The organism is Methylobacterium pseudosasicola (assembly GCF_900114535.1).
In the GTDB taxonomy this organism is placed as follows: domain Bacteria; phylum Pseudomonadota; class Alphaproteobacteria; order Rhizobiales; family Beijerinckiaceae; genus Methylobacterium; species Methylobacterium pseudosasicola.
Map to the genome: position 1 here is coordinate 327,964 of NZ_FOTK01000002.1, position 23,979 is coordinate 351,942.

Here is a 23,979-nt window from a genome sequence, read left to right on the forward strand (position 1 = left end):
GGCTTACGCAAAGCCAATTCTTCGCAGGATCGCCCGCGCGCCTGACGCGATCGTGTCCGGTCGGCCTAGGTATTGGATTATGTATTCGTCAGCTGACGGCCACGTTTGTATGCCAAGTCGGATCGACATTATCTCGCCGAGTGTAAATCCAACTTGACACGACCAGTGGCCCCGGTAGCGTGCCTGCATGGCCACCACGCCCGCCCCGAGCGCCGTCGTCGAGCTTCTCAAGCCGATCACTTGGTTCGCGCCGATGTGGGCGTTCGCCTGCGGGGTGATCTCGTCCGGGCAGCCGGCCCACGGGCAATGGCCGGTGATCGCCGCGGGCGTCGTGCTCGCCGGTCCGCTGGTCTGCGCCACCAGCCAGGCCACCAACGATTGGTTCGACCGGCATGTCGATGCGATCAACGAGCCGGGCCGGCCGATTCCCTCCGGGCGCATCCCCGGCCGCTGGGGCCTCTACCTGGCGCTCGGCTGGACGCTGCTGTCGCTGCTGGTCGCCGCGGCGCTGGGGCCGTGGATCCTCGGGGCGGCGCTGTTCGGGCTGGTGCTCGCCTGGATCTATTCCGCCCCGCCGTTGCGTCTCAAAAAGAATGGCTGGTGGGGGAATGCCGCGGTCGGGCTCTGCTACGAGGGCCTGCCCTGGTTCACCGGCGCCGCCGTGATGGCCGCCGCCCTGCCCGACCGGCGGGTGCTGCTCGTCGCCCTGCTCTATTCCATCGGCGCCCACGGGATCATGACGCTGAACGACTTCAAATCCGTGGAGGGCGACCGGCGCATGGGGCTCCTGTCCCTGCCGGTGCAGATGGGCTCCGACCGGGCCGCCCGCTTCGCCTGCCTGGTCATGGCCGTGCCGCAGGTGGTGGTGATCGGGCTGCTGCTCGCCTGGGAGCGCCAGGGCCACGCCGCCCTGGTGGCGGCCCTGCTCGCCGGCCAGCTCGCCCTGATGGTCCGGTTCCTCAAGAGCCCGCGCGAACGGGCAGCCTGGTACAACGGCACCGGCACGACCCTCTACGTGCTCGGCATGCTGGTCGCCGCCTTCGCGCTGCGGCCCCTTGTGGGGGGAGCGTGATGACGCCTTCGGATGCGATCGGGGCTTCCGCCCGGAGTCCGGATGAGTCGCGGGTCCCCTCTCCCGTGCGGGAGAGGGACAGGGTGAGGGACCAGGTTTTTCCGGAGAGGTCGCATCCCTCACCCCAACCCTCTCCCGCACGGGAGAGGGGGCACGTCGCGGTTTCGGCGCTCGATGAGGGCACCGGGCCGACCTACGTGCCTCTCCCTCCCCCCTCTGCGGGGGAGGGTGGGCCTCGCGTCAGCGAGGGTCGGGAGAGGGGAGCCCGGCTTCCGAAAGAGGCTGAGCAGATGTGCGGGCCGAAGCTTCTTTCTGCACCGTTGCTCCCCTCTCCCCCCCTGCTTCGCAGGGTACCCTCCCCCGCAGAGGGGGGAGGGAGAAGCGGCGCGGATGCCGCTGGCCTCGGCTGGCCCCAGATCGTACGCCTCGGCTTGGTCCAGACCGCTTTGGGCAGCGTCGTCGTCCTGATGACCGCCACCCTCAACCGGGTGATGGTGGTGGAGCTGACGCTCCCCGCCCTGGTACCGGGGTTCCTGGTCGCCCTGCATTATGCCGCGCAGGTGCTGCGCCCGCGCTGGGGCTACGGCTCGGACCGGAGCGGGACGCGCACGCCCTGGATCGTCGGCGGCATGGCCGCCCTCTGCGTGGGCGGCTTCGGGGCGGCCTGCGGCACGGCGCTCGCCGCCACCGACCTCGCGCTCGGCCTCGCGCTGGCCGCCCTGTCGTTCCTGTGCGTCGGGATTGGCGCCGGGGCGGCCGGGACCTCGCTGCTGGTGCTGCTCTCGGGGGGCGTCGCCCCGGCCCGGCGCGGGGCGGCCGCCACCATCGTCTGGGTGATGATGATCCTGGGCTTCGCCCTGACAGCGCCGCTCGCCGGGCACTTTTTGGATCCGTTCTCGGGCCTGCGCCTCGTCGCGGTCTCCGGCACGGTCTCGGCCATCGCCTTCACGGTCGCCGTGCTGGCCCTGGCCGGCGTCGAGCGGCGCCTGCCCGCCCGGGCGCCCGAGCCCGAAGCGGCCAAAAAACCGTTCTTCACGGTGCTGGCCCATGTGCTCGCCGATCCCGTGGCCCGGACCTTCACGATCTTCGTGTTCGTCTCGATGCTGGCCTACAGCGCTCAGGAGTTGATCCTGGAGCCCTATGCCGGGCTGGTCTTCGCCATGAGCCCGGGGGCCACCACCAAACTCGCCGGGCTCCAGCACGGCGGCGTGCTCGCCGGGATGCTGCTGGTGGCCGGCGTGACGCTCGCGGCGCGGGGCACCCCCCTCGCCTCCCTCCGGCTCTGGATCGCGCTGGGCTGCGCCGGCTCGGCCGCCGCCCTGTTCGCGCTGGCCGGCGACCTCCTGCCCCTGCGGCCGGTGGTGTTCGCCTTGGGCGTCGCTAACGGCGCATACGCCGTCGCCGCCATCGGCTCGATGATGGCGCTCGCCGGACGCGGCGACGCACGGGAGCGCGGCACCCGCATGGGCGTCTGGGGCGCGGCCCAGGGCATCGCCTTCGGGGCCGGCGGTTTTCTCGGCGCCGCCGCCGTGGATGCGGTCCGGCTGATCACGGCCGAGCCGGTCCAGGCCTACGCCGCCGTCTTCGCCGCCGAGGGGGGGCTGTTCCTCGTCGCGGCGGTGCTGGCCCTGCGGCTCGAGCCCGTCCGGGCTCGCGCACGGGGTGCTGGCTCGCTCAATCCCATCCTCGGCGCGAGGTGACGCGATGGCTCGGTTGGTTGATGGCGCTCCCTACGATGTCGTCGTGGTCGGCGGCGGTCCCGCGGGGGCCACCGCGGCCACCGAGTTGGCCCGGGCCGGGCACGCGGTGCTGCTCCTCGACAAGCCCGGGCGGATCAAGCCCTGCGGCGGCGCGATCCCGCCCCGGCTGATCCGCGACTTCGCGATTCCCGATTCTCTGCTGGTCGCCAAGATCCGCTCCGCCCGGATGGTGGCGCCGAGCGGCAAGGCCGTGGACATGCCGGTGGGCGAGGGCTTCGTCGGCATGGTCGACCGCCAGCATTTCGACCCGTGGCTGCGCGCCCGGGCTCAGCAGGCCGGCGCTGACCTGCGCGAGGCGGCCTACGACAAGATCAGCCGGCCGGATTACGGGCTGCCGCTGGTGCATTTCACCACCGGCAAGGGCGAGGCGCAGGCGCGCCACGCGGTCCGGGCGCGGCTGGTGATCGGCGCCGACGGGGCCTGCTCGCCCGTGGGCCGGGCCGAGGTGCCGGGCCACGACAGGATGAAACAGGTCTTCGCCTATCACGAGATCGTCCGGGTGCCGGCCCCCGATGCGCCGGGCGGCGACGCCGTCGAAGCGACCCGCTGCGACGTCTATTATCAGGGCCGGCACTCGCCGGATTTCTACAGCTGGATCTTCCCACACGGCGACACCGCCAGCATCGGCACCGGCAGCGCGAGAAAAGGCTTCTCCCTGCGCTCCTCGATCCGGGCGCTGCGGGTCGCCACCGGCCTCGACGGCGCCGAGACGATCCGCCGGGAGGGCGCGCCCCTGCCGCTGAAGCCGCTCAAGCGCTGGGACAACGGCCGCGACGTGCTGCTCACGGGTGACGCCGCCGGCGTCGTCGCCCCGGCCTCCGGCGAGGGCATCTACTACGCGATGCTGGGCGGCCAGCTCTCGGCCGAGGCCGCCAAGAGCTTCCTGGCCACCGGCGATGTCCGGGTGCTCGCGCTGGCCCGCCGCCGCTTCATGAAGCTGCACGGCCGCGTGTTCTGGATCCTCGGGATGATGCAGTGGGTCTGGTACCGCAGCGACGGCCTGCGCGAGCGGTTCGTCTCGATCTGCCGGGACAAGGACGTCCAGCAGCTCACCTGGGACAGCTACATGAACAAGGAGCTGGTCCGCGCGAAACCCGCCGCCCACGCGCGGATCTTCTTCAAGGACCTCGCCCACCTGTTCCGCTGGGTCTCCCCGTGACTCTTTTGGGCGCCGAGGGCTGGGGGCCGCCCGCCGTGGCGGCCGTGGCGGCGATCCTGGTGGCCGTGGCCGGCGGCATCGCGACCCGGACGGATGCCTGGTACCGGCGCCTGCGCGTCCCGGCCTGGAAGCCGCCGGACTGGGCGTTCGGGCCGGTCTGGACCGTGATCTTCCTGCTCACCGCCACCGCCGGGGTGATCGCCTGGAACGGCGATCCCGATCCCGCCGCCCGGACCCGGCTACTCGCCGCCTACGCGGTCAATGGCGGGCTCAACATCGCCTGGAGCGTGCTGTTCTTCCGGTTCCGCCGGCCGGACTGGGCGCTCGCCGAGGTTGCCGCCCTGTGGCTGTCGATCGCCGTGCTGGTGCTGGTCACCGTCCGGGTCTCGACGGCGGCCGGGCTGATGAACCTGCCGTATCTCGCCTGGGTCAGCGTCGCCGCCTGCCTGAACCTGCGGATCGTGCGCCTCAACGCGCCGTTCCGGGGGCTCGCCTGATGGAGGCCCTGTTCGCCACGGGGTTCGCGTCTGGCCGGATCGTCGACGCGATCCTGGCCCTGGTCGCGGCCGAGGCGCTTCTGCTCGCCTGGCTGGCCGGGCGATGGGGTATGGCCCGGGCGCCGCTCCTGGCCAATCTCGCCTCGGGCGCGGCCCTGATGCTGGCGCTGCGCGCCGCCCTGGTCGGGTCCGGCTGGGCGGTCGTCGCAGGCTGGATGCTCGCCGGCCTCGCCGCCCATCTGGTGGACCTGACGTTGCGCCTGCGCACCAGTTGGACGCAACGCCGCAGCCTGCCGCCGGCCGGAACAACGCCGCAAACGGACGCGTTCACGCGCGGTATGAGCTTGTAACGATTATAAATCGGACCCGGGAGATGTGGTCATGCAGCTTAGAGCATCATCCCGAAAGGTAGTTTCCGGATTTCGGAAAAAGATGATGCCGGCTCAACACTTGAGCGCATCGTCCGCCTCGATGCTGGCGGGCCTCCTCCTCCTAGCGGTCCCGGCCCACGCGCAGGACAGCACCGACCCGGTGGAGCGCGGCAAATACCTCGTGACCATGGGCGATTGCGCCGCCTGCCACACCGCCCCGGGCGGAAAGTTCTTGGCCGGCAATTACGCGCTCAACATGCCGTTCGGGGTGATCATGACCCCCAACCTCACCCCCGACAAGGAAACCGGTCTCGGCGATTACTCTTACGCCGACTTCGAGAAGTCCTTCCGGCAGGGCTATAGCAAGCATGTCGGGTATCTCTACCCGGCCTTCCCGTTCGGCTGGTACACCAAGGTCACCGACGAGGACACGCAGGCGATTTGGGCCTATCTGCAATCGCTCCCGCCGGTGAACGAGAAGCGCAAAGAGAGCCAGATCCCGTTCCCGTTCAACGTCCGCACCGCGCTGGTGACGTGGCGGACGGCGTTCTTCACCGAGGAGCGCTTCAAGCCCGATCCGAATGCGAGCGCCGAGGTGAACCGCGGCGGCTATTTGGTCGAGGGGCTCGGCCACTGCGCCATGTGCCACAACGAGAACAAGCTCGTCGGCAATTCGAGCTTCGCCGGCCGCTTCGGCGGCGGCGTCATCGACGGCTGGTACGCCCCCAACATCACGCCGGACGGCCACCAGGGCATCGGCGCCTGGACCGACGAGCAGGTGGTGACCTACCTCAAGACCGGCACCGCGCCCGGCGACCGCCCCGGTGTCGCCGCCGGCCCGATGCGCCAGACCATCATGGAATCCCTCTCCAAGGTGAAGGAGGAGGACCTGAAGGCGATGGTCGCCTACCTGCGCACGGTCCCGGCCAAGCAGACCTACAAGGCCAAGGACCTCGCGGCCTTCGACAAGCCGGATGCGCCCGGCGCCTCCACCTACCTGACCTACTGCTCCTCCTGCCACCAGCCCGACGGCAAGGGCATCGAGGGCGCAGTGCCGGCGCTCGCCGGCAACACCTCGGTGATGTCCGAAGGCCCCGAGACCATCCTGCGGGTGATCTATGGCGGCCTGGGCGCACAGAGCGGTCTCGCCCCGATGGTGGCGATCGGCCAGCAGATGACCGATGTCGAGGTGAAGAACGTCACCGACTACATCCGCAATTCCTGGGGCAACAAGGCGCCCCCGGTGACCGGCGACAAGGCCTCCGAGGCTCGCGCTGCCACCAAGACCATGCTGGCAGGCACCGCCCCCTGCGCCGAGATCGAGCAGGACAAGCTCAAGGCCGCCTTCGACAAAGTCGGGGTCGCGGCGACGCTGACCGGCCTGAAGCAGCAGGATTTCGTGCCGACGCTGAACCGGGTGGTGCCGCAGATCAAGGCGGCCGACACCGGCGCCTCCGACGACGACGTGGTCAACGCGCTGACCACCGCCTTCTGCAAGGTCGGCCGCGACGACCCGCAATACGCCAACCCGAGCTGGCCCGCAGTGATCGGCTCCTTCGCCAACGTCGCCTACAGCCAGGTGAAGAACCCGGAGAAGCAGGCCGCGAACGTCCCCAGCGCGACCACGCCGCCGGTGAAGAACTAAGGGGTTCTGGGTTTAACTCCGTCATTCCGGGGCCGCGTAGCGGAGCCCGGAATCCATAACCACCGCGTCTTACGGACGGGTCGGAACGCGACCGCTCAAGTCCGCAACAGTCGCGGCTATGGATCCCGGGTTCGCCTGCGGCGCCCCGGGATGACGGGGTGGGTGGCGCCCCGCATCGCGGATGACTTCCCCAACATGTCGGAGGGCGAACGACGCCGCCTCGGCCACCTCCAGCCGGTGCTTCCCGTACGTCCCATCGCGCCAGGCGTGAAAGAGGCGCTCAGGCCGGTTCGTAGCGCCGCACTTTCGAAAGGTCCGTCTCGGCCTCTGCCCGCGAGAGGTCGTGCGCGGTCTGAAGGTTGAGCCAGAACTGGGGCGTCGTCCCGAACCGGGTGCTCAAGCGCAGCGCGGTATCCGCGGTCACGCCGCGGCGTTCGCGGACGATCTCGCTGAGCCTGTTGGGCGGGACATCGATCTCGGCGGCGAGGCGATTGGCGCTCAGCCCGAGCGGCGCCATGAACTCCTCGCGTAGAACCTCACCGGGGTGCGTGCGCAGGCGGGGCATGGTGTTATCCCTTGTGGTAATCCACGATCTCGACGGTCTCGGGTCCGGCGTCGCCCCACGTGAAGCAGATGCGCCACTGGTCGTTGATGCGGATGCTCCACTGTCCGTCGCGGTCCCCGCTCAGCTTCTCGAGCTGATTGCCGGGCGGGGAACGCAGGTCGCCCAACGCGGCGGCGGCGTCGATCATGTCGAGCTTGCGCACAGCGACGGCCTTGAAGGCGCGCCACCGCCGGTGACAGGTATCGTGGAGGTGGAGCGCCTCCGTATCCTTGTCCGCGAAACTCTGGATCATCGCCGTGTATTACGTTGTACGTAACACATATCAGAGATGGCAGAGAGGGGCAACGGCACCGGCCTCCGTTTCGCTCGCACGACCCGCGTAAGGCACGCGCAGCCGAAAATCCTGCGGCAGGATATCCCTGGCCGCATACGCCAATCTCTCGCCAGGGCGACGGCCGAGAAGGCGGCGCGAGGCAGGAGAAAAGTTACCGCGAGAAGTCCTCAACGAATCCAGGTTGTCGCGGACGCTCCAGCCTCCACGCCGTCATCCCGGGGCGCCGCAGGCGATCCCGGGATTTAGAGCCGCCGAGTGATGTGCATCGGTCGGAACGCTGCGGCTGAGAGGCCTGCAACCGCAGCGGCTCTGGATTCCGGGCTCCGCTGCGCGGCCCCGGAATGACGGGGTGGGTTGGACGAAAGGTGGCACTACGACCCGGTCCATCCGGCGAGTGTGCCGTACAGGTCCGACCAATCCGGATCCATCTCCTCGATCAGCCGGATTTTCCAATCCCGGCTCCATTTTTTCAGCGCCTTCTCCCGCTCGATCGCCTCGATGATGCGGTCGTAGGCCTCGTACCAGACGAGCCGCGTCACGCCGTAGGGTGCCGTGAAGCCGGGGCTGTGTCGGCTCCGGTGCGCGTAGACCCGGCGGGCGAGGTTGTTGGTCACGCCGATATACAGCGTGCCGTGCAGACCACTGGCGAGCAAGTAGACGCGGAAGGCCATGGCGCGGCCGAGCTTCGAAGACGGATCGATCAGACGAGATCGCCCATTTTCTCGCAAGCCTGAATGACATCCACCCCGTCATTCCGGGGCGCCGCAGGCGAGCCCGGACTCCAGAACCTCCACAATCGCAGGATCGAGCAGCCGCACTCCAAACTCTTTCGGACGCCGCGGCGGATCTGGATTCCGGGCTCCGCTGCGCGGCCCCGGAATGACGGAGAGGGCGGCACGAGCCGCCCCCTCCCCGCGGGAACGGACAAGGCCGCGCTTCGTTTGAGCCGGGATCCCTCAGGCTCTGAGCCCCGGAGTGCCCGTGTCGACCCTCGTCCGTATTCTGCTCGCGATCTTCATCCCACCGGTGGCGGTGCTCGTCACCACAGGGTTCGGCCTGCAGTTCCTGCTGAACATCGTGCTCTGGCTGATCTTCTGGCTGCCCGGTACGGTCCACGCCCTGTGGCTGATGAACCGCGACCGGCCGCTGGTCTGAATCCTACGGCTTGGCCTTCGCCTCGGGCTCGCCCTTGCGCAGAGCCGGCTTCGACTCGGCGGTCTTCACCGGGTGCGGCTTGGCCGCCGCCTTCGGGGCGACCTTCTCGGCCGCGTGCGCGAGCTTGACCGGCTCGGGCACCACGGTGGCGTCCACCGCCGGGGTGGCGGGGGCCGGCGGCTTCTCCTGGTCGAACAGCGAGCCCAGCAGCTTCTGATAGCTGCTCGGATCGCCGTCGGCGTCGGCCACGGCGATCCGGGCCGGTTTCTCGGGAACCGACGCGGTGGTCTCGACCCGGAGTTCGGGCTCGGCCCGGTTAGCCATGAGCGTCGTGGCGGCGGGCTTCTGCTGTCCCCGGCCGGCCTTCGCGGTCGCCTTGGTGGATGCCGGCGCGGCGGCGGCCATCATGGTCGGCTGCACCTTCGAGTCGATCTCGATCTCCTGCGGCCCGGCCGCCAGGGTCTCGGGCCGGCTGACATCGCCGAGATTGTGCCGGCCGAACTCCTTCGCGTCGTAGGGCAGCACCGTCTCGGTGCCGCCGAGGCTCGCGAAGGCGCTGGTGTTGGCCGGCGGGCGGAACACCGGGTTCTGGCCGCCATCCTGGTAGACCACCCGCACCGCCGGCGTGCCCTTGGCGACGAGCTCGGCGACCTCGCGCTCGTCATGCTCGCGCTTTTCGGCCACCAGCGGGTCGACCTTCGGCTTGCACGAGCCGGCCGCCGCGTCCGAGCCGCCGAATACGTATTTGGTGCCGCACTGGCCGACCTTCGGCTCCTCGCGCAGGGCCTCGAAATAATCCGAGCCCTCCTTGAGGTTCTGCCAGAACGGCATGTTCGGGTCGTTGCGGAACTTGGCCATGTTCTGGGCCGTCATCCGGAACGGGTAGGACTGGAACTGGAAGCTGCGCTGCCCGCCGATGAACGCCTCGCGCGCCACCGCGTAGATCTCCGCGATGGTGGCGTCGGTCATGGCGAAGCAGCCGGCCGACGAGCAGGTGCCGTGCACCATCAGGTAGCGGCCGGTGCGCCCGTTGGCCCGGTCGACGGCATTCGGGAAGCCGGTGTCGAACGACAGGTAGTACGAGGAATTCGGGTTCATCAGCCCCGGGGTGATCGTGTAAAACCCCTCCGGCGCCTGCCGGTCGCCCTCGCGGACCTTCGGGCCGAGCTGGCCAGACCAGCGGCAGATCGGGTAGGTCTTCAGCAGGGCGTAGCGGCCGTCATTGCCGCGCTTCCAGACCTCCATCTCCGCTTCCTTCTTGTAGGCGCGGATCAGGATCGGGTCGGATTGCTGCATGCCCTTGGTCTGCATCAGGGCCAGCGTCTGGGGGGCGATGGGCGCGATGCTGCGCGCGGTCGGGCCGCTGATCCCGGAGCCGTCCTGGCAGCCGGCCAGCGCAAGGGCCAGCAGGGAAGCGGCCGCCAGCAGTCGCGCAGTCGCGAGACGCGCCGTCATGGGGAACCTCGTCGTCTAGCCTGCGCCCGGCGGCCTTTTCAAAGCCGACATCAGGCGCCACTCCCCAACCCAATAGGCTCGTTAAGCTTGCACCTTTGTTACCGCAAGGACCCGGGTGCAACACTGCACGGCTCTGAGCGGTGGATTGACGGGGTCGGCCGCGTTATCCCCGGGACGATGTCCAAGGCCTAGCGGCTTGCGCCGGTTCGGCAAAACCGCCAGCGTTCGATGACGCGCGAGGGCTACGGACTCAGCGAGCGATGGGCATCGATATCCGAATCGATCGAGGCCTCATGGCGGTCGGAACCGGTTGGCGCCGGCCATGACGGCGCTCTCGCTCGACACCTATGCCCTGGTCCGCCGGCTCAAGGCCTCCGGTCTGTCCGAGGATCAGGCCGAGGCGATCACCAGCGCGATCCGCGAGAGCCGCGATGCCGATCTCGCGACCCTCGTCACGAAGACCGATCTCGCCGAGGCCAAGTTCGACATCATGACGTGGGTGATCGGCTCGATCGGCTTCCAGACGATCGTCATCGTCGGCGCAATCGTGGCCCTGTCGCGCACCACGCACTGACGGAACCGGGTTTCCAAAGGGGTTTAGCCCTTTGGCGGGGTTCGAGGGTGGGACCCCCGAGAAACCAGGGCTCTGCCCCGGACCCGCACAAGGTCCCGGACCTTTTGAATCCGGGACTTTCAGGGATGGCTCCAGACCCTTGATCCGAAGAGATTATCCGCAGCTCGCCGCGGTCGCGGCGCGCACGCGTCCGTCCCGGCGGAGCCACAGCAGGAAGGCGAGCCCCGCCGCCGCCATGGCGGCGCCCGCGAGCGGTACGGCCTTGTAGCCGAGCCCGGCATCGATCACGCCGCCGCCCGCGGCCGCACCGATGGCGTTGCCGAGGTTGAACGCGCCGATATTCATTGCCGAGGCGAGGTTGGGCGCTCCGCCGGCCTTCTCCATCACCCGCATCTGCAGGGGCGGCACCAGGGCGAAGCTCGCCACGCCCCAGAGCAGGATCAGCAGCGCCGTGCCACCCTCCAGGCGCATGCCCCAGGCGAACAGGGCGAGCACCGCGACCAGCCCCACCAGCGACCCGATGATCGTGCCGTCCACCGAGCGGTCGGCCAGCTTTCCGCCGAGCCAGTTGCCGATTGTCAGGCCGACCCCGAACAGCATCAGCATCGCGGTGACGAACGGCGTCGTCGCGCCGGTCTCGGTCCGCAGGATCGGCACGATGTAGGTGAACACCGTGAACATCGCGCTGGCGCCGACCACCGTGAGCGCCAGGGCGGCGAGCACCGGGCCGCGCCCGAGCACGCGCAACTCGGCCCGCATATCGTCCCGGGCCTCGACCTTCAGCTCCGGCAGCGCGAGGCGCAGGGCCAGCATGGCGACCACGCCGATCGCCGCGATGCCCCAGAACGCCGCCCGCCAGCCGAGCACCTCCCCGACCCAGGCGGCGAGCGGCACGCCGCCGATCGTCGCCACCGTCAGCCCCGAGAACATCGACGCCACCGCGGCGGCCCGGCGCTCCGGCGGCACGATCCCGGCGGCCACCACCGAGCCGATGCCGAAGAACGCGCCGTGGTTCAGCGCCGTGACCAGCCGGGCGACGACCAGCATGGCGTAGCTGTCGGCGACGGCCGCGAGCAGGTTGCCGAGGGTGAAGATCGCCATTAGCCCGACCAGCAGCCGGCGCCGGGGCACCCGCGCCGCGGCCAGCGTCATCAGCGGCGCACCGACCTGGACGCCGAGCGCGTAGGCGCTGACCACCAGCCCGGCCGCGGGAATCGAGACGCCGAGATCCCCGGCGACGAGGGGCAGCATGCCCATCGGGCTGAATTCCGTGACGCCGATGCCGAAGGCGCCGATCGCCAGGGCCAGCAGGGGAGGATTGATCGCCATGAGGGCTCTCCGGTTGTTCCGGAACCGCACGTGGCGGATTCGGCGCACGGGGAGTAGTCCGTTGACGGGACCAAGATCTGTGCGGGGAAGTCACGAATGCTGCGCGATAAGGCCGACCGTGCCGGGGACATGGCCGTGTTCGTGGCGGTGGCGGAGGCCGGCAGCCTGTCCGCGGCGGCGCGCCGGCTCGAGCTGACACCGTCGGCGGTGAGCCGGGTCGTCGCCCGGATCGAGGCGCGGCTCGGCGTACAGCTCCTCGTCCGGACGACCCGGACCCTGCGCCTCACCGCCGAGGGCGAGACCTACGGGCGGGCGGCGCGGCGCATCCTGGCTGATCTCGACGAGACCGAGACCGCGCTCGCCGACCGGGGCTGCCCGCGCGGGCGGGTCCGGGTCAGCGCCGCCACCGCCCATGGCCGGCTGGTGATCGTGCCGCTGCTCGGGGCGTTCGTGGCCCGCCATCCCGGCATCGTGGTCGAGATCGACCTCAGCGACGAGATCGCCGACGTGCTCGGCGGCCGGGCCGATATCGGCATCCGGTTCGGGCCCCTGGCCGATAGCCCGCTCACCGCCCGGCGGCTGGGCGAGACCGGCCGGACCGTGGTGGCCGCCCCCGCCTATCTCGCCCGGGCCGGGACCCCGCGCCGGCCCGCCGACCTCGCCGACCACAACTGCCTGGACTTCACCTTCCGCCGGAGCGAGCCCGGCTGGCCGTTCCGCGAAGACGGGCGCGACTTCATCCTGCCGGTACGCGGCACCCTCGCGGCCAACAATGGCGAGACCCTGGTGCAGCTGGCGCTCGGCGGCGCCGGCATCACCCGGGTCGGCAATTTCCACATCGCCGACGATCTCGCCGCCGGCCGGTTGGTGCCGCTCTTGGAGCCGTTCAACCCCCAAGACCGCGAGGCGATCCACGCGGTGTTCGTGGGCGGACCGGCCATGCCGGCCCGGGTGCGGGTGCTGGTGGACTTTTTGGCGGAGCGGATGCGCGGGGGCTAGGCCCTCGTCCGAGACGAGATGGGTCTTAGAATCACGCTGGCGTGCGGTGTCAAATCCGGCCGCTCATCCGACAAGGATAGGGAGCGCTCGTCGCCGCGAGAGGGAGCTGTATCCCGTGTCACACAGTTTTACCCAGGCCTGGGAGGCCTTCGTCGCGCATTTCGGCGCGGCGCAGATCAATGGGATCACCAGTTCCCGCCGGCAATTCGGCGACCACCTGTTGCCGGATCTTCAAGCCGCGGTGATAGCCCGGATCGCGCCGTTCGAGCCGGACCTGATGGGCGTGCATCAACTCTATGAACAGTTGGCGCTGACGATCTCCGGGCTGCTCGTCCGCGACCAGCAAGGCGCCATCGCGATCACACCGCTCCAGTATCAGGACATCGATGTCGGCGAGGAGGAGCCGTTCGCCGCCCTGAACAACGGGTTGTGGCTGTTCAAGGTCGAGGGGCGGCCGGTCGCGGTGCTGCTGTCGCACTACGCGGTGTACGGCGAGGGCCGGTTCGCCCAGATCGAGGTTGCCACCCTGGCCGATCCGGTTTCGTTGGGCTTCGTGCGCGCCTTCCTCGCCGCCGTGCAAGAAGCCGGCGCAACCTCGACCCGCTACCGCGGCAAGATCCTGTCGTTTGAGAGTGGCTCCGATTATTCCGGCATGCGCGCCGTCATGCAGGTCCACAGATTGCCCTTCGTGGATCGGGAGGCCGTCATTCTGGACACGGCCACCATGGCCAAGATCGACCGCCACGTCTTCGCGTTCGACCACCACCGCGAGGCGCTGAAGCGGCTCGGCCAATCGACCCGCAAGGGCGTGCTCCTGTACGGACCGCCCGGAACCGGGAAGACGCACGTGATCCGCTACATCGCGTCGAACCTGCCCGACCGCACCACGGTGCTGGTCACCGCCGAGCAGGTGAAGATGCTGAGCCGATACATGCTGCTCGCCCGGACCCTTCAGCCTAGTATCGTCGTGCTGGAGGACGTGGACCTCGTCGGCCGATCACGCGAGGGCATGAACAGCCCCAATACTGAGGTATTGCTCAACCGCCTTCTGAACGAGATGGATGGATTGCAGGACGACGCGGACGTGCTGTTCATCCTCACCACCAACCGGCCAGAGGAGATCGAGGAGGCTCTGGCCTCCCGGCCGGGGCGCATCGACGAGGCGATCGAGGTCGCCAATCCCGATGCGTCGTGCCGGGCGCGTCTGGTTGCGCTCTACGGCCGCGCGCTCGACTTCGAGGACGGCGCGGTCGCGGATTTCGTGGCGCGCTCGGAGGGGGCGAGTGCGGCCTTCGTCAAGGAGATGGTCCGCCGCGTCGCGCAAGTCGCCGTGAGCGCCGGCCGAGGCAACCGCGTCGGCCGGGAGGATGTCGCCGTCGTCCTCGGCGAGGCTACAGAGAGCCGGAACCGGATCGGCCGCCGCATCGTCGGTCTCGCGAACCATTCGGAGGCTCGGGCGGGAAAGCAGGCACCGCCCTTCGACGCATGCGGCTCGGATCTTTGATCCGCATCTTCGCAGCGAGATCCCGAGGGCGACGTCCTGCAAGGGACTCGGCGCTCCGCCTCAAGCCCCCGCCCGGTAGGCCGCCGGCGTCGTGCCGGTGGCGGCCCGGAAGGCCCGGGTCAGGTGGCTCTGGCTGCTGAAGCCGCAGGCGAGCGCGATCGCGGCGATCGGGTCGCGACCGCGCAGGAGCGCCTTGGCCCGCTCGGTTCGGCGATGGGCGACGTAGACCTGGGGTGACACCCCCCGGCTCGCCCGGAAGGCGCGCTGGAAGTGGAACGGGCTCAGATCCGCCAGGGCCGCGAGGTCGGCCAGCCGGATCGTGTCGTGGAGATGCGCCTCGACATACGCGGCGATGCGGCGGGTCAGATGCGGCGCGAGCCCGCCGGTCAGCGCCCGGCGGCGGATCCCGCCCCAGCGCGGGTCGGCGAGGAACAGCGCCACCGTCTCGGTCATCACAGATTCGGCCGCCAAGGCGTCGCAATCCGCGACCGCGCGCGCGACGTGCCGGAGCGCTGCCGCAAGACGGGGGGCCTCCGCGAATGTGACCTCGGGCACGTCGAGTAGCCGAGCGTCGCGCTCGAACGTCTCCGCATAGGCCCGGGCCAGCTCGTCGGCCGGCAGGTAGAGGTGGACGAACGCGAAGGGCGCCGTGATCACCCAGTCCGACCGGTGGCGGTGGGGCATCACGCACAGCGCCCCCGGCCAGCCGGAGACGGTCCTACCATCGACCCTGCGGGTGCCGCTGCCGCCTTCGAGATACAGGCTGAAGGTGTGGCCCTCCGGGCTGTCATACGCGACCTCGTCGTGGCTGTTGCTCCACAGGGCCGCCGAGCGCCCGAAGCCGAGGTCCAGCGCGCCGGCGGTCTGGGCGTTCGGCGAGGCGGACAGGAACCCGAAGACGGAGGTCGGGCCGGCGGACATCGAAGAGAACCTTTAAGGGGCGTCGTCCCGGATCGGATATCCGGGGCGCGCTGCGCGGTCGAGCCGCGGCCCGCACTGCGCCGCAAGATCCTGCAAGAACGGCCCCCGCCCCGCGGCTAGGCTCCGAGCAGTCCCAGCCGGATTGCCCGCCCGATGAACGCCCTGCTCTTCGCCGCCACCGTGCTGATCTGGGGCACGACCTGGATCGCCATCACGGTCGAACTCGGGCCCGTGCCGGTGCTGGTCTCGGTGCTCTACCGGTTCGCCCTCGCGGCCGCGATCCTGCTCGGCGGCCTGGCGCTTACCGGACGTCTCACGGTCCCGGCCCTGCGGCATCAGCCGTTCCTCGTCGCGCAGGCCCTGTGCCTGTTCTGCTGCAACTTCCTGTGCTTCTACGCGGCGACCGGCTTCATCCCGTCCGGGCTGGTCTCGGTGGTGTTCTCGCTCGCCACCCTGTTCAACGCCGTCAACGGGCGCATCCTGTTCGGCACGCCGATCACCGGGCGGGTCGCGCTGGCCGCCCTGCTGGGCTTCACCGGCCTCGTCCTGCTGTTCGCCCGCGAGCTGTCGGCCGGGCTCGATGCCGGCACGCTGAAGGGGCTGGGGCTCGCCACCCTCGGGACGCTGCTGTTCTCGCTGGGCAACATGGCCTCCCGCCGCAACAGCGCGGCGGGCGTGCCGCCTCTCCAGGCCAATGCCTGGAGCATGGGCTACGGCGCCCTGGTCCTGCTCGGCCTCGTCGCCGGCACCGGCACGCCGCTGGTGGCGCCGCCCGACACGGCCTACCTCCTGGCGCTGCTCTACCTGGCGGTGATCGGCACGGTGGTCGGCTTCACCGCCTATCTGTCGCTCGTCGCCCGGATCGGGCCCGCCCAGGCGGCCTACGCGACCGTGCTGTTCCCGGTGGTCGCCCTGGCGCTCTCGACGCTGTTCGAGGGCTATCGCTGGCACTGGACCGGCCTGCTCGGCCTGGCGGTGGCCCTGTGTGGCAATGGCCTGATGTTTTTGGAGATTCCAGCCCGGCCCCGTCCTCGCGAGCAGAGCGAAGCCATCTAGGTCAGCGCACGAATTCCGAACGTAGCGTGCCCCTGGGTTGCTTCGCTCTGCTCGCAATGACGGTGGGAGGCTCAGGATGGGGGCGTGGGTGGGATGTCGGGAAGACGGTGCCCCCTACGCGAACACCACCGGCCGCCTTGCCGCCTCGGTGCGGATGATCTCCACGAGCTGCGCGTCCTCGGCCGGGTCGGCGAGGCGCAGGCCGACCGGGGTCGAGCGGGTCTGGATCGTCAGCCAGCGCAAGGTCGGCCGGAGGTCGGTGGCCTCCACCACCGCCACCCCGGGATGGTCCGGCTGGAGCTGGAGGAAGGTCAGGTGGTTGCGGCTGGGGCGCGCGCCCAGCAAATCGTCGATCGCCTCGATTGTCTCCCGGGGCGTGTGCAGATGGGTCATCATCCACAGCCGGTTCTCGGTGCCGGGAGTGTCGAGGGCGGCGCGCAGGCGGCGCACGCCCTCGGTCAGGAAGGCGTAATCCGCCGCGTTCGCCGCCGGGTCGTGGTGGTTGAACACGCATTCGAGCCCGTGCCGCTCCCGGTAGAGCCGGTGCCGGCCGCGCCAGATGTCGGGTCCGCGCCGCTCCGCCTCCGGGATGCTCTCGAGCTGGCCCCGGTCGGTGAGCGCGGCAAAGTCGTCGTCCAGGCAGTCCCGGACCATGCCGGGCATCGAAAAGATCCAGTCGAGCGGGCCGGACCAGTGGCGCAGGTCGAGGGTCTTGAGCACGTGCGCCATCTGGCAATTGCAGCCGAGCGAGACGTGGTTGTGCCCGCCCGGCTCGCGCCCGTCGCGCCGCCCGAGGAGTCGCCCGAGGGCGTTCAGCAGGCCGCCCGTCGCGCCGGGGGACGTCATACGGTTCGCCCTTGCGGCTGACGCCTCCAGGGCGGTCCGCCGCACGCAGCCAAGTGTACGCAGGCCGCGCAAGCTTGCCTGCGGCAACGCACATTCGCGCTTGCCGACGGCCAAACGCCTCGAACGTCAAACGTTTCGGCCGTCGGACTCACAGGGTCCGGCCGATGGCGAGGAATTTCTCGGCGCGGCGGTCGCGGATCTCCACCGGGCTCAGGCCCTCGAACTGGGCGAGCGACTCGGCGATGGCGTCGCCCGCGCCGCGGATCGCCGCCTCGCGGTCGCGATGCGCGCCGCCGGTGGCCTCCGGAATGATCCCGTCGATGACGCCGAGCCGCAGCAGGTCCTGGGCAGTAATCTTCATGGCGGTGGCGGCCTCGTGGGCGCGGCCCTGGTCGCGCCACAGGATCGAGGCGGCGCCTTCGGGGGAGATCACCCCATAGATCGCGTGCTCCAGCATCAGCACCCGGTTAGCGGTGGCGAGCGCGATGGCGCCGCCCGAGCCGCCCTCCCCGATCACCACGGCGACGTTGGGCACGCCCAGCGCCAGGCACGCCTCGGTGGAGCGGGCGATGGCCTCGGCCTGGCCGCGCTCCTCGGCTTCGATGCCCGGATAGGCGCCGGCCGTGTCGACGAAGGCGATCACCGGCAGGCCGAACCGGTCGGCGGTCTCCATCAGCCGGACCGCCTTGCGGTAGCCCTCGGGCCGGGCCATCCCGAAATTGTGGCGCAGCCGCGCCTCGGTGGTGGCGCCCTTCTCCTGGCCGAGCACCAGGACCGGGCGCCCGCGGAAGCGGCCGAAGCCGCCCAGGATCGCCTCGTCCTCGCCGAAGTTGCGGTCGCCGGCGAGCGGCGTGAATTCGCTGATCAGCCCGGCGCAGTAATCCACGAAATGCGGGCGCTGCGGGTGGCGGGCTACCTGGGTCTTCTGCCAGGGCGTGAGGCTCGCGTAGATTTCGGCCAGGGCGTGGCCGGCCTTGGCCTCCAGCCGGCCGACCTCTTCGGAGATCGAGACGGCGCCGTCGCGCTCGCCGACCGCCCGCAATTCCTCGAGCTTGGCCTCCAGCTCGGCAACCGGCTTCTCGAAGTCGAGGTAGGTGCGCGTCACCGCCATCGTGTCACAGGTCTTCCCGGGTTCGCCGCTCCGGAAGCGGCGGGCGCGAGGTGTTGGCGATGGCGGGTGTGGTGTCAACCGGCGCCGGGTTCGAGCAGCTTTGCGCGAGCGCTTCGGGGGTGGGATTTTTTGGTGGCGGTGGCGGGATGGTGCACCGATTAGAGGTGCGACGCGCTCTCCTCCCCCTTGCGGGGAGGAGTTGGAGGTGGGGGTGGTGCAGAAGGCACCGCTGCGCCCCATCCGGCACCACCCCCACCCCTGCCCCTCCCCACAGGGGGGAGGGGAAATGCGTTGTGTTTCATTGGCTTGCCGAAAAGCAGACCCCAGATGTGACTCTGTCAGCCGGCAGTGGCGGAAGGGCGCGCGCGGCCGCCCGCTGCCCCTCTCAGCTCACGATATGCCGCCCTGGCACGTGCGCCCTACGCCGCCAGATCCTCGCGGGCGATGCGGCGGCAATGTTCCAGGTAGCCGCGCTGGTGCGCGCCCATCAGGTCGGTGACGGCGGACCAGAGCCAGCCGGGGGTGTCGGCGCCCTGCCCCGGGGCGCGGACCGTGTCGCTCCAGGATCGGCGCGCGTTGGCGCTCATCTGGCGGCCATGGGCGCGGCCCAGGATGGCGGCGAGGTGGCCCGAGACCCGCACCGCCTCGCCCCGGGAAAACTGCTCGGCGTCGATCTTGAGATCCTGCGGCATCAGCTCGCGCACTGTGACCGGCGTGCCCTGGAAATTCGCTGCGACCATCCGGTCGCCGAGATTGGGCGACAGGGCCCGGGCGCCGGCCACGACCCGGGCGGCGGCGTCGGCGGGCATGTCGGCCCCCGGGGCCGGCGGGGCGAGGAACGGCACCGCCTCCTTGACGTCGAGGAGCGCGAGATGCGGGCGGGCGCCGCCGGAAATCTCCACGAGGCCGGCATAGCGCAGGCGGCCGAGCGAGCTGCAGCCCTTGATCCAGTAGGCGGCGTCGAGCAGCCGGATCTCCGCCCCGGCCTCGGCGCCGCCGAGCGCCAGGACCAACCGGTGCACCTCGGGGTCGCGGCTTAGGGCCTCGAACGCCGCCTGCTCGGCCGGGTCGAGGTCGAAGAACCGGTTGCCCCGCGGCAGGCGGGCATCCTTGCCCTTCAGCCGCTCCCGGGACAGGTGACGCCAGCGCCGGCCGAGCGCCCGGCGGCGGGTGGTGGCGACGATCTCGGATTCGGCGATGTCCTGCTCGGCGTGGTCCGGATCGAGGATCCCGTCGGCGTAGCCGACCGCCATGGCGTCCATCATCCGGGCGGTGACGATGCCCGGCAGGGTCGCGTTGAGGGCGGCGGTGACGAGCGACAGGGCCAGCCGGACGAGGTCGAAGGCCGGGTTCGACACCAGGGTCTGGTCGAGGTCGCGGATCTGGATGTCGATCCGCCCATCGGGCCCGGCCACCGCGCCGAGATTGCCGAGATGGGCGTCGCCGCAGATCCAGACCGCCGGCCCCTCGGGCAGGGATCCCGCCGGCATGGCGGCGATGAGCTCGTAGAACTGCGCGGTGCTGCCCCGGACATAGGCGTGCGGCGAGGAGGCGATCTTGCACAGGCGGCGCTGTTCCAGCTCGCTCGCCTCGCGCCCGGACCGGGCCGGCATCTGCATATCCATCCGCGTCGTCCGATCCTCTGCCGCCCCCGATCCGGGGTGCCAGATCGATGTCGGGCGCGAGGTTAGAGTTTCATCCTTAAGGGCGGGTGAGCTTTTTGACGCAGTGCGATGGTGGGCTCCGTCATCGCGAGCGCAGCGAAGCGACCCAGCAATTCGCGACGATCGAGGATTGCGTGCTGCCCTGGGTTGCTTCGCTGCGCGCGCAAGGACGGGTGGGCCTTCAAGCCGCCTGCTGTTCCACCCGGTTCCGGCCGGCGGCCTTGGCCCGGTACAGGGCGATGTCGGCGCGCTTGAGCATGTCGCCCGGGCCGGTATCCTCCGGGTGGCGGATGGCGACGCCGATCGAGACCGTCACCGGGATCGTCCGGGTGGCGCGCTGCACCGAGAACGGCAGCGCCTCGACCTTCTCGCGGATGCGCTCGGCGATGGCCCGGGCCTCGGCCAGGCCAGCCTCCGGCAGGACCACCACGATCTCCTCGCCGCCGTAGCGGGCGACGATGTCCACCGGCCGCGTGTGCTGACGGACCCGCTCGGCGAAGGTTCGCAGCACCTCGTCGCCGGCCTCGTGGCCGTAGCTGTCGTTAATGCCCTTGAACAGGTCGATGTCGAGGATCAGGGCGGCGAGCCCCGGGCGCTTCGCGGTCTCGTCGGCGAACAGCGCGCCGAGATGGTTGTCGAGGTAGCGCCGGTTGTGCAGGCCGGTGAGCGCGTCGGTCACGGCCATCTGCAAGGAGGCCTGCATGGCGCCGCGCAGGGCCTCGGTGAAGCGCTTGCGCTTCACCTGGGTGCGGACCCGGGCCATCAGCTCGTTGCGGTCCACCGGGCGCATCAGGAAGTCGTGGACGCCGAAATCGAGGCCGCGCACCACCCGGCCGCGGTCGTGCTCCTCGGCCAGCATGATCAGCGGCATCGCCCGGGTGGCGTCCTGCGAGCGGAGCTGGCTGCACAGGCGAAGCCCGTCGAAGCCCTCGAGGTCGAGGCTCACCAAAGCGAGGTCGAACCCGCCCTCGGCGGCCAGGCGCATGGCCGCCTGCGGGTCGGGCTCGATCGTGACCGCGTGGTGCTGGCGGAGCGCCCCGGCCATGCGCTCGGCCGCGCCGGGCCGGTCCTCGATCAGCAGGATCCGCGCGTCGAGGCCGGTCTCGGCAGCGGCGAGCGCCAGGGGATCGCCGATGCCGAATTCGCGCGAGGCCAGGGCGCGCTGGCGTAACTCGTCGGTGACCGCCTTGAGGCGCACCAGGCTGCGCACCCGGCTGAACAGGGCGGTGTCGTCCACGGGCTTGGTCAGAAAATCGTCGGCGCCGGCATCGAGGCCGCGCAGGCGGTCCGAGGGCTGGTCGAGGGCCGTGACCATCACCACCGCGATATGGGCGGTGACCGGGTTGTTCTTGAGGTAGCGGCAGACCTCGAACCCGTCCATGCCGGGCATCATCACGTCGAGCAGGACCAGATCGCACAGGCCCTTCTCGCAGATCGCGATCGCGTCCGGGCCGTTCATGGCGGCGACCGTGTCGAAATATTCGAGCCCGAGCTTCGTCTCCAGAAGCTTCACGTTCGGGAACAGGTCGTCGACGATCAGGACGCAGGCCGACATGGTTCCTCGCTGACGCGCGGTTGCGCGATTCCGCCCGGGGCGGTCGGCCGTTCGCCGTTACCGGCGCGCCGCTCCGGCGTCACCGGGGCTCAAGATACGCGCGAACCGTTGCCAAAAACTTCGCGACGGAGATCGGCTTTGACAGATAGGCCTCGCAGCCGCCCTCGCGGATCCGCTCCTCGTCGCCCTTCATGGCAAACGCCGTGATCGCGATGACCGGAATGCTCTTGAGGTCGTCGTCCTCCTTGAGCCATTTGGTCACTTCGAGGCCGGAGACCTCGGGGAGCTGGATGTCCATGAGGATCAGGTCGGGATGGTGCGCGCGGGCCAGCTCGATCGCCTCAATGCCGTGGGCGGTCTTCAGGGTCGCGTAGCCGTTCGCCTCCAAGAGGTCGTTGAACAGCTTCATGTTCAGTTCGTTATCCTCGACGATCAGCACCGTCTTTTTCATGATCCGATGTCCCGGTGCGCGCCGATCATGATTAGCGGGCCGTGAAGCCCCTTGGTGACCTTTGTAGCGATCACATGTTGATGAATGGCAAACCTCTTCAAGGGGCCGAATCTGCAGAACGGCTCGCCCTGGACGTTCTGCTGTGGATCGTCGCGGAGGATGACCGCCTCCTGCCCTTCCTGGCGGCGAGCGGGCTGAGCGCCGACACCCTGCGCGAGAGCGCCCAGGAACCGGCCTTCCTGGCGGGCGTCCTCGATCACGTCATGGGCGACGAGGGCGTGCTGGTGGCCTGCGCGGGTGCGCTGGAGATCAAGCCGGAGCGCATCGCCGCGGCCTGGCGCATCCTGTCGCCGCAGCCGGAGGACGATTGGGCCTGAGGCGTCGGTTTGCCGCGTCTGGGGGTGAGCCGCGGACGTCTCGTCACCCGCCTTGTCTTTCCGGGGCCGCGCAGCGGAGCCCGGAATCCAGAACCTCGGACGGTCCTAGGTTTTGCATCGTCGGCGGATCTGGATTCCGGGCTCGCCTACGGTGCCCCGGAATGACGGGATGGTTCTGGAGGCTTTAGCCTCACGGCGTGCAGCCCTTCTCGCCTTCCTTGGCGGAGGCCCTGCCGGCCTGGGTGTCGATATCGAGGGCGGTCATGTCGCCCAGGATGGCGAACTCGCCGTAATCGAGCTTGAGCGCGCCGCTGACGCCGTTCTCGTAGAGGTCGAAGCCGAGGGTGTAGATCGGCGTCCGCTCGCCCACCCCCGGCGTGTAGTAGCTCAGCCGCACCGGCCAGTGCGGCATGCTGGCGAGCGGGCCCTCCCGCAGGGGCTTGTCCCGAGCGGTGTCCGCGGCCGGGCCGGTGCCGGCATGGCCGATCACCGCGAAGGTGTCGTAGATCTTCTTGCCGTCGTCGGAGCCGTCGAACACCTTGGCCGACAGGGTCGCCTGGCCGGCGCGGGCCGCCGTGATCAGGTGGCGCATGTGCTCGCTCGGGAACAGGACCGGCCCCTCCACAGTGAACGGCTTGGCCGCGCCCTTGAGCTTCACCGTAACAGACTCGCCCTGCTCCGAGGCGGTGCCGTCCACCGGCGCGGCCGGCTGGTTGTTGGTCAGGGTCGTGGTCTTGAACCGGAACTCCCGGCCCTTGCCGCCCTCGAAGGTGGTGCTGCGCATGTCCGACAGGCGCGGGCCGGTCTCGCCCGAGGAGAGTTCCGTCACCTGCCGGGTCAGCATGGTGTAGCCGCGGCAGGTATCGCCCCGGAAATCGATGACGATCCGGCCGCGGGCGCTCTCCACCGAACGGGTGCCGCCGCCCTCGGCCAGCGACAGGTCGTAGACCGCGCGGTGGTTGGCGAGCACGATCTCCTTGGCCTCCTGGCCCGGCGCGGGGGCCTCGGCCTTGGCCTCGGGGACCGGCGGCTCGGATACGGCCGGCGCGGCGTGCGCTCCCCAGGCGGAGACGAGCAGGCCGGCCGTCAGGAGATGCGAGAGGCGCATGAATAATCCCGGTTCAAGGTCCGCCAGATAGCAGGCGACGCGAAAGGGGCAATCCTCGGGCGCCGTGGCGATCCCCGATATGGGGATCCCAAAGGGCTGAGCCCTTTGGCGGGGTTCAGGGGCGGAGCCCCTGAGGCACCCAGGGCTCCGCCCTGGACCCGCGAAAGGTCCCGGACCCAGCCCTTTTAAGGTGTTTGGCTGTTGAGGATCCTTGCGGTTGCGACGTGACCTCTGCTGGCGCGCTTAGGTTCTGCCGCGGGGTCTTTGGGTTTTCGCCTGCCGACCGTCACGCGCCCGGGGTCGATCCTGCGGGCCAAGCTCAGCAGGCGCGCGGCCAGGGCCGGTGGGTCGGTCGCACCGCAGGCCGTCCAGTGCTCAGGGGGCAGAGCGATCAGCAGCCCCTCGTAGCCGCCGCGGATCTGTAGGACGAGGTGATACAAGGACACCTTGGGGGCCGCCCCCGCGGCGGAG

Annotated in this window: 24 protein-coding genes and 1 pseudogene; 12 read left to right on the top strand and 13 right to left on the bottom strand. The window is 70.0% G+C overall.

Annotation, left to right across the window (positions count from 1 at the left end; translation table 11 throughout):
• Positions 1-187 precede the first annotated feature (187 nt).
• The 6 genes from chlG (at position 188) to BM228_RS03735 (ending at position 6,504) form a co-directional block, all read left to right on the top strand.
• Positions 188-1,072, top strand: coding sequence for a chlorophyll synthase ChlG (chlG, locus tag BM228_RS03705; RefSeq protein ID WP_092037288.1), 885 nt, complete (start codon positions 188-190; stop codon positions 1,070-1,072).
• 467 nt (positions 1,073-1,539) lie between these two features.
• Positions 1,540-2,772, top strand: a complete 1,233-nt coding sequence (locus BM228_RS03715) for a BCD family MFS transporter (protein WP_244537002.1) — start codon at positions 1,540-1,542, stop codon at positions 2,770-2,772.
• A 4-nt stretch (positions 2,773-2,776) separates the two neighbouring features.
• Entirely contained in the window at positions 2,777-3,991 is a 1,215-nt protein-coding gene (locus BM228_RS03720; protein ID WP_092037290.1) for a geranylgeranyl diphosphate reductase, read from the top strand.
• Positions 3,988-4,488, top strand: a complete 501-nt coding sequence (locus tag BM228_RS03725) for a TspO/MBR family protein (RefSeq protein WP_092037292.1) — start codon at positions 3,988-3,990, stop codon at positions 4,486-4,488. The genes BM228_RS03720 and BM228_RS03725 overlap by 4 nt, the downstream gene beginning before the upstream one ends.
• Positions 4,488-4,838 carry a hypothetical protein gene (locus BM228_RS03730; protein ID WP_092037294.1) on the top strand — a complete coding sequence of 117 codons (351 nt, stop codon included), beginning with the start codon at positions 4,488-4,490 and terminating at the stop codon, positions 4,836-4,838. Before BM228_RS03725 ends, BM228_RS03730 begins: the two co-directional genes overlap by 1 nt.
• A 121-nt stretch (positions 4,839-4,959) precedes the next feature.
• Positions 4,960-6,504 carry a cytochrome c gene (locus BM228_RS03735; RefSeq protein ID WP_092037296.1) on the top strand — a complete coding sequence of 515 codons (1,545 nt, stop codon included), beginning with the start codon at positions 4,960-4,962 and terminating at the stop codon, positions 6,502-6,504.
• 280 nt (positions 6,505-6,784) lie between these two features.
• On the opposite strand, the gene BM228_RS03740 is transcribed toward BM228_RS03735, so the two are convergent.
• From BM228_RS03740 to BM228_RS03750, 3 genes are all read right to left on the bottom strand, one after another.
• A complete protein-coding gene (locus BM228_RS03740; protein WP_092037298.1) occupies positions 6,785-7,069 on the bottom strand; it encodes a HigA family addiction module antitoxin in 285 nt (94 codons plus the stop codon).
• A gap of 4 nt (positions 7,070-7,073) precedes the next feature.
• The gene (locus tag BM228_RS03745; RefSeq protein ID WP_092037300.1) at positions 7,074-7,361 is read right to left on the bottom strand and encodes a type II toxin-antitoxin system RelE/ParE family toxin; all 288 of its coding nucleotides are present in this window, start codon (positions 7,359-7,361) and stop codon (positions 7,074-7,076) included.
• Positions 7,362-7,774: 413 nt separating this feature from the next.
• A complete protein-coding gene (locus tag BM228_RS03750; RefSeq protein ID WP_092037301.1) occupies positions 7,775-8,074 on the bottom strand; it encodes a GIY-YIG nuclease family protein in 300 nt (99 codons plus the stop codon).
• Between the two features lie 310 nt (positions 8,075-8,384).
• Here BM228_RS03750 and BM228_RS03755 point away from each other — a divergent pair, with 310 nt between their 5' ends.
• Complete coding sequence (locus BM228_RS03755) at positions 8,385-8,558, top strand: YqaE/Pmp3 family membrane protein (RefSeq protein ID WP_092037385.1); 174 nt, start codon at positions 8,385-8,387, stop codon at positions 8,556-8,558.
• 3 nt (positions 8,559-8,561) lie between these two features.
• Here BM228_RS03755 and BM228_RS03760 read toward each other — a convergent pair whose 3' ends face one another.
• The gene (locus tag BM228_RS03760; protein ID WP_092037303.1) at positions 8,562-10,013 is read right to left on the bottom strand and encodes a L,D-transpeptidase family protein; all 1,452 of its coding nucleotides are present in this window, start codon (positions 10,011-10,013) and stop codon (positions 8,562-8,564) included.
• 322 nt (positions 10,014-10,335) lie between these two features.
• On the opposite strand from BM228_RS03760, the gene BM228_RS03765 reads away from it, so the two are divergent.
• Positions 10,336-10,587 (top strand): CCDC90 family protein, encoded by a 252-nt coding sequence (locus BM228_RS03765; RefSeq protein ID WP_092037304.1) that lies wholly within the window; start codon positions 10,336-10,338, stop codon positions 10,585-10,587.
• Between the two features lie 153 nt (positions 10,588-10,740).
• Here the strand turns inward: BM228_RS03765 and BM228_RS03770 are convergent, their stop codons facing one another.
• Positions 10,741-11,916 carry an MFS transporter gene (locus BM228_RS03770; RefSeq protein ID WP_092037306.1) on the bottom strand — a complete coding sequence of 392 codons (1,176 nt, stop codon included), beginning with the start codon at positions 11,914-11,916 and terminating at the stop codon, positions 10,741-10,743.
• Positions 11,917-12,012: 96 nt separating this feature from the next.
• Here BM228_RS03770 and BM228_RS03775 point away from each other — a divergent pair, with 96 nt between their 5' ends.
• The gene (locus BM228_RS03775; RefSeq protein ID WP_092037307.1) at positions 12,013-12,915 is read left to right on the top strand and encodes a LysR family transcriptional regulator; all 903 of its coding nucleotides are present in this window, start codon (positions 12,013-12,015) and stop codon (positions 12,913-12,915) included.
• Positions 12,916-13,030: 115 nt separating this feature from the next.
• Positions 13,031-14,419 carry an ATP-binding protein gene (locus tag BM228_RS03780; RefSeq protein ID WP_092037309.1) on the top strand — a complete coding sequence of 463 codons (1,389 nt, stop codon included), beginning with the start codon at positions 13,031-13,033 and terminating at the stop codon, positions 14,417-14,419.
• A gap of 60 nt (positions 14,420-14,479) precedes the next feature.
• On the opposite strand, the gene BM228_RS03785 is transcribed toward BM228_RS03780, so the two are convergent.
• Positions 14,480-15,340, bottom strand: coding sequence for a helix-turn-helix transcriptional regulator (locus BM228_RS03785; RefSeq protein ID WP_092037311.1), 861 nt, complete (start codon positions 15,338-15,340; stop codon positions 14,480-14,482).
• Between the two features lie 153 nt (positions 15,341-15,493).
• On the opposite strand from BM228_RS03785, the gene BM228_RS03790 reads away from it, so the two are divergent.
• Positions 15,494-16,396 carry a DMT family transporter gene (locus BM228_RS03790; RefSeq protein WP_092037315.1) on the top strand — a complete coding sequence of 301 codons (903 nt, stop codon included), beginning with the start codon at positions 15,494-15,496 and terminating at the stop codon, positions 16,394-16,396.
• 114 nt (positions 16,397-16,510) lie between these two features.
• Here the strand turns inward: BM228_RS03790 and BM228_RS03795 are convergent, their stop codons facing one another.
• From BM228_RS03795 to BM228_RS03815, 5 genes are all read right to left on the bottom strand, one after another.
• The gene (locus BM228_RS03795) at positions 16,511-17,242 is read right to left on the bottom strand and encodes a DUF1796 family putative cysteine peptidase (RefSeq protein ID WP_092037317.1); all 732 of its coding nucleotides are present in this window, start codon (positions 17,240-17,242) and stop codon (positions 16,511-16,513) included.
• 148 nt (positions 17,243-17,390) lie between these two features.
• Positions 17,391-18,353 carry an acetyl-CoA carboxylase carboxyltransferase subunit alpha gene (locus BM228_RS03800; RefSeq protein ID WP_092037318.1) on the bottom strand — a complete coding sequence of 321 codons (963 nt, stop codon included), beginning with the start codon at positions 18,351-18,353 and terminating at the stop codon, positions 17,391-17,393.
• A gap of 419 nt (positions 18,354-18,772) precedes the next feature.
• The gene (locus BM228_RS03805) at positions 18,773-19,978 is read right to left on the bottom strand and encodes a DUF2252 family protein (RefSeq protein WP_092037320.1); all 1,206 of its coding nucleotides are present in this window, start codon (positions 19,976-19,978) and stop codon (positions 18,773-18,775) included.
• 220 nt (positions 19,979-20,198) lie between these two features.
• Complete coding sequence (locus BM228_RS03810) at positions 20,199-21,572, bottom strand: PleD family two-component system response regulator (protein WP_092037321.1); 1,374 nt, start codon at positions 21,570-21,572, stop codon at positions 20,199-20,201.
• A 79-nt stretch (positions 21,573-21,651) separates the two neighbouring features.
• Positions 21,652-22,023 (bottom strand): response regulator, encoded by a 372-nt coding sequence (locus tag BM228_RS03815; protein WP_007560977.1) that lies wholly within the window; start codon positions 22,021-22,023, stop codon positions 21,652-21,654.
• An 80-nt stretch (positions 22,024-22,103) separates the two neighbouring features.
• Between BM228_RS03815 and BM228_RS03820 the strand changes: the two genes are divergently transcribed.
• Complete coding sequence (locus BM228_RS03820) at positions 22,104-22,400, top strand: DUF3572 domain-containing protein (protein WP_058195144.1); 297 nt, start codon at positions 22,104-22,106, stop codon at positions 22,398-22,400.
• Positions 22,401-22,590: 190 nt separating this feature from the next.
• Here the strand turns inward: BM228_RS03820 and BM228_RS03825 are convergent, their stop codons facing one another.
• Both BM228_RS03825 and BM228_RS35105 read right to left on the bottom strand, forming a co-directional pair.
• Positions 22,591-23,508: a cell envelope integrity EipB family protein gene (locus BM228_RS03825; protein ID WP_092037323.1), complete on the bottom strand. Its 918-nt coding sequence runs from the start codon at positions 23,506-23,508 to the stop codon at positions 22,591-22,593.
• Between the two features lie 185 nt (positions 23,509-23,693).
• A pseudogene (locus BM228_RS35105) lies at positions 23,694-23,979 on the bottom strand (hypothetical protein); the annotation flags it as partial.